This is a genomic window from Cetobacterium sp. (assembly GCF_051653945.1).
Classification (GTDB): Bacteria; Fusobacteriota; Fusobacteriia; order Fusobacteriales; family Fusobacteriaceae; genus Cetobacterium_A.
Window position 1 is genome coordinate 1 of the sequence record NZ_JBOFXD010000096.1, and the last position, 4,461, is coordinate 4,461.

At 23.5% G+C, this 4,461-nt stretch carries 5 protein-coding genes; 2 read left to right on the forward strand and 3 right to left on the reverse strand.

Features of this window, described 5'->3' with window-relative positions:
* The 3 genes from ACRC8M_RS10190 to ACRC8M_RS10200 all read right to left on the reverse strand — a co-directional run.
* On the reverse strand, nt 1-839 hold an 839-nt coding region (locus ACRC8M_RS10190), incomplete at its 3' end, for an ArnT family glycosyltransferase (RefSeq protein WP_438529025.1).
* 20 nt (nt 840-859) lie between these two features.
* Nucleotides 860-1,231, reverse strand: coding sequence for a hypothetical protein (locus tag ACRC8M_RS10195; protein ID WP_438529026.1), 372 nt, complete (start codon nt 1,229-1,231; stop codon nt 860-862).
* 9 nt (nt 1,232-1,240) lie between these two features.
* Nucleotides 1,241-1,822 carry a class I SAM-dependent methyltransferase gene (locus ACRC8M_RS10200; protein WP_257164283.1) on the reverse strand — a complete coding sequence of 194 codons (582 nt, stop codon included), beginning with the start codon at nt 1,820-1,822 and terminating at the stop codon, nt 1,241-1,243.
* 223 nt (nt 1,823-2,045) lie between these two features.
* On the opposite strand from ACRC8M_RS10200, the gene ACRC8M_RS10205 reads away from it, so the two are divergent.
* Together ACRC8M_RS10205 and ACRC8M_RS10210 are read left to right on the forward strand one after the other, a co-directional pair.
* Nucleotides 2,046-4,130, forward strand: a complete 2,085-nt coding sequence (locus ACRC8M_RS10205; protein ID WP_438529027.1) for a heavy metal translocating P-type ATPase — start codon at nt 2,046-2,048, stop codon at nt 4,128-4,130.
* 166 nt (nt 4,131-4,296) lie between these two features.
* Nucleotides 4,297-4,461 (forward strand): 7-cyano-7-deazaguanine synthase (locus tag ACRC8M_RS10210; RefSeq protein WP_438529028.1); only part of this gene is annotated, 165 nt, incomplete at its 3' end.

Sequence of the window (4,461 nt, forward strand, 5' to 3'; positions counted from 1 at the left end):
AAAAATGGAGCAAGTGTTAATAGTGTAAAAGGTAATTGTTTTAAATAAAAATAAAATGGTTTTATATGAGCTTTAGATTTTATCATTCTTCCGATTGTTTCTTGTCCTAATATAAGTTTTATATATTGAATTCCATTGATATCAGTTAATATTAAAGAAAACCAAGTTATTAAAATTAACAGTATTATTAAAATACCAATTATTGGCTTTATTTTTTTTAGATACTTCATATCTTTATTTAAATACAAATAGAATATTATGGTAAATAAAGGGATAGTGAATGCAGCTCCTCCTTTAACTAATATACCAAATCCTATGAAACAATAAATAAAAAAAATATTTATATTAGATATATCTTTAGGATATGATTTAAAAAAAGTATATAAAACTAACATTATAAACATAATCATCAGATAATCCATTCTAAGAACTAAAGATATCCCAAAAATATAAGGTAAAGTTATAAAAATGGCGGTTGAAATATAAGCCATCCGTTCATTCCAATAAAGTTTTGAAAGTTTAAATCCCAAATAAGCGGTTATACTAGCTGGTAAAATACTCGTAAAAATTAATCCTAAAGGATAAAATATATCTTTTGAAAATTTTCTCAATGAAAGTAATATCCAAAAATAAAGCGGTGGTTTATCTGGATAAAGTTCATTAAAGTATTTTAGTATAATATAATTTTTATTCTCTATCAATTGATCGATAATTACAAAATATTTTAATTCATTCTTTACATCTGGAAATCTAAAAAATGAGGCTATTAATATTAGAATAAAATAAATTATAAAAAATAACTTGTATTTATACTTACTTGTATTGGTCAAAATATTCATATCTACTCCCATAAATCATATTATTTAATTCCTAAAAAAATATGAACCTCTCCATTTGGATAATATTTTTCATAATCAAAAATATAACTTCTTTTTATTATTTTATTATTTTCTAATTGTTGAATTTTTTCCCAACTTTTAGAAATATTTTTCGTATTAGATACGAAAATTTGATATGTTAATCGTGGTATTGTTAGAAATATTTCTTTTGAATTTAGTATATCTATTCCAAAAATAATGTCAAAAGTTTCATTCGAATTTTTTAAATAATTGCAATAAATTTTATAGACAATTGAAGAGTTATTATTTTTTAAATTGTTCCAAAACTCTTTATTTTCTGATAATTGAATTTTATTATTTGTAGTTTGTTGAAGTATAAAGATTCTCTCCATATAATTTACCTATACAAATAAAGAGTTATTGTAAATAGAATTATAGAGACTGATATTTTTTAAAGTATATACATATGCAGGAGGAGCATTTAATAATACATATTTTCTATTAATTAATCTATATTTATATCTAAGTTCAGATTCTAATAATTTTGTATATTGAAACAATATTAGTTCTTTTTCTAAAAAAATTGAAATAGATTGAAATATTTTATTTCGGTTTGTTCTAGGTATATTTAAAAAAGGAAGTCCTGATATGACATAATCTATTTTTTTTAATCCTAAATTTAACATAACTATATCTAAATTTTCAGCTTTTTCTTTAAAAATATAAACATTATTTAAGTGGGAATATTTTTTTTTCAATAGTTTATAAAATTTAGAATTTATTTCAAATATTATAAACTTTGTATTAGAAGACTTTCTTTTTAAAATTTCTTTTGTAAAGACTCCATTTCCTGCACCCAATTCAACTAATACATCTGTATTTGCATAATCAATTTGAGAAACCATTGCTTTTGCCAAAAAAATTGAACTTGGAAAAATAGCTCCAATTTGTTTAGTATTCTTGAAAAATTCTTTTATAAACATAGTCTTAACTCCTTCAAATAATTTTTAGTATTATATTTTTAAAATTAAATATACCCTATATACCTATATATATACAGTATTTTAAATACATTGTCAATAAAATTTTGTGAAGTATTTATTTTAAACGAATAGAAAATCTTTGTAAAATAAAGATTGACTTGATTGTTGTAGTGTGATATATATACATATAGGGCCTATATATAAATTGAAAAAGGAGAAGAAAATGTTTAAAAAATATTATATAAAAAATTTACATTGTGGTGGTTGTGCTTCAAAAATCCAATATGAATTTGAAAAAATTTCATTCATCTCAGATGTTAACCTAAACTTTTATACAAAAACTTTTTCATTTACTCTATTAGAGAAAGAAAAAGAAAAAAATCTATTGAATTATCTTAATAATTTGGTCAATTCTATAGAAGAGGGTGTTTTCTTTGAAGAAAAAATAGATGAAAGTGAAGAAAAAGAGAGTTTAACTTCTTTAAAAAACAGTTTATTAGTTTTTGGAATGTTATTCTTTTTCGTTGGCTTTTTTATAAAAGATCCTATTTATAAAAATACTGTATTTTTTATAGCATATATATTGTCAGGCTATGATATTCTTATTAAAGCAGTTAAAAATATTTTCAAAGGAAAATTTTTAGATGAAAATTTTCTTATGTCAATAGCTACTGTAGGAGCTATTTTTTTAAGAGATTTTAGCGAAGCTGCTGGAGTAATGATTTTCTTTAAAGTTGGTGATTTTTTTCAAGAATTAGCTATTAATAATTCAAAAAAATCAATTAAAGCCTTAATGAAGATAAAACCAGAGTTTGCAAACTTAAAAAAAAATGGAATAATAAAAAAAGTTTCTCCAGAAGATGTCTATATTGATGATCTTATAATTATAAAACCTGGTGAAAGAATTCCATTAGATGGAGTAATAATGAAAGGTAGTTCAACTATTGATAATTCGGCATTAACAGGAGAATCATTACCAATTTTAGCAGATGTAGGATCTCAAGTTTCAAGCGGTGGAATAAATATAAATGGTGTCATTGAAATGAAAGTTGAAAAAATTTATTCTCAATCTACAGTAAATAAAATATTAGAAATGGTTGAACAAGCGAGTAATAAAAAATCTATTACTGAAAAATATATAACTAAATTTGCGAGATATTATACTCCTTTAGTAGTGATATTATCTCTTATAATTGCATTTATTTTTCCAATGTTTTTAACTGGAGGTTATACTCTTTGGATAAAAAGAGCTCTTATATTTTTAGTAATTTCATGTCCATGTGCTTTAGTTCTTTCTGTTCCATTAACATTTTTTAGTTCTATAGGAAAAGCATCAAAAGAGGGAATTTTGATAAAAGGAAGTAATTATTTAGATGGATTAAAAAATATAGGGGCTGTAGTTTTTGATAAGACAGGAACATTAACTAAAGGGAAATTCAAAGTTACAGAGATTAAAAGTTTCAATGGTTTTACAGAAGAACAAGTTTTAAATCTTGCACAAGTAGCAGAATATCATTCTAATCATCCAATAGCAAAAGCTATTATGGAAGCTAAAGAAAATGAAATTATAGAAGAAGAAATACTAGAGTATATGGAAAATCCAGGATATGGAATAAGTGTATTGTATAGAAACATGTCTATACTAGTAGGAAATAAAAAATATATGAATATTAATAAGATAAATATTCCTTTTCAAGAAGAAAGTGATACAACTATATATGTGGCAAATAATCTTGAACTAGCAGGTTGTATAACCGTAAGTGATGAAGTAAAAGAAGATGCTTTACAAACAATTAAAGAACTTGAACAAAAAGGAATAGAAAGTTATATGTTAACAGGAGATAATAAAATAACAGGAAGTAAAATAGGAAAATCTCTTGAATTAAAAGAACATCATATTTTTACACAACTTTTACCGAAGGATAAGGTGGATATATTTAAAAAAATAAAACAAATGAATAAAAAAGGAGTAATTTTTGTTGGAGATGGAATAAATGATGCTCCTGTATTAGCACTTTCTGATATTGGAATTTCTATGGGTAAACTTGGTAGTGATATAGCAATTGAAAGTTCCGATATTGTTCTTATGAATGATAATCCCTATCAAATAGTAAAAGCACTTGACTTAAGTCAGTTTACTAATAAAATAGTTATTCAAAATGTGACATTAGCTTTGAGTGTAAAGGGAGTTGTAATGATATTAGGAATTTTTGGAGTAGTTAATTTATGGTTAGCTATATTTGCTGACGTTGGAGTTTCAATAATTGCAATTTTAAATGCTTCAAGAATCTTAAAAAGTAAAATTTAAATAATAGGAGGATAAAATGGGATGTCATAAAAAAGGAACCAATTTTGGATTCCTTTCAATTATAATGGGAATTTTAGCTTTTATTTTTTTTAAAAATAAACAAAAATAAAAGTTGAGCTATTATATTTGCTTTCTACAAATAATAATAGAAATAGGATGGTAATTTATGAATTTAGAATTTAATATAAAAAATATAAAAAAAACAGTAGCAGTTGCTATGAGCGGTGGAGTAGATTCCTCAACAACAGCATATATTTTAAAAAAACAAGGATATAATGTTTTTGGTGTAACTATGAAAACATATGGTAAAGAAGATAAAGATGCAAAAAAA

Excerpts from the sequence above, each read along its gene's own strand:
- ACRC8M_RS10200 (WP_257164283.1), bottom strand. The coding sequence starts at position 1,822 with ATGTTTATAAAAGAATTTTTCAAGAATACTAAACAAATTGGAGCTATT.
- ACRC8M_RS10205 (WP_438529027.1), top strand. The coding sequence starts at position 2,046 with ATGTTTAAAAAATATTATATAAAAAATTTACATTGTGGTGGTTGTGCT.
- ACRC8M_RS10195 (WP_438529026.1), bottom strand. The coding sequence starts at position 1,231 with ATGGAGAGAATCTTTATACTTCAACAAACTACAAATAATAAAATTCAA.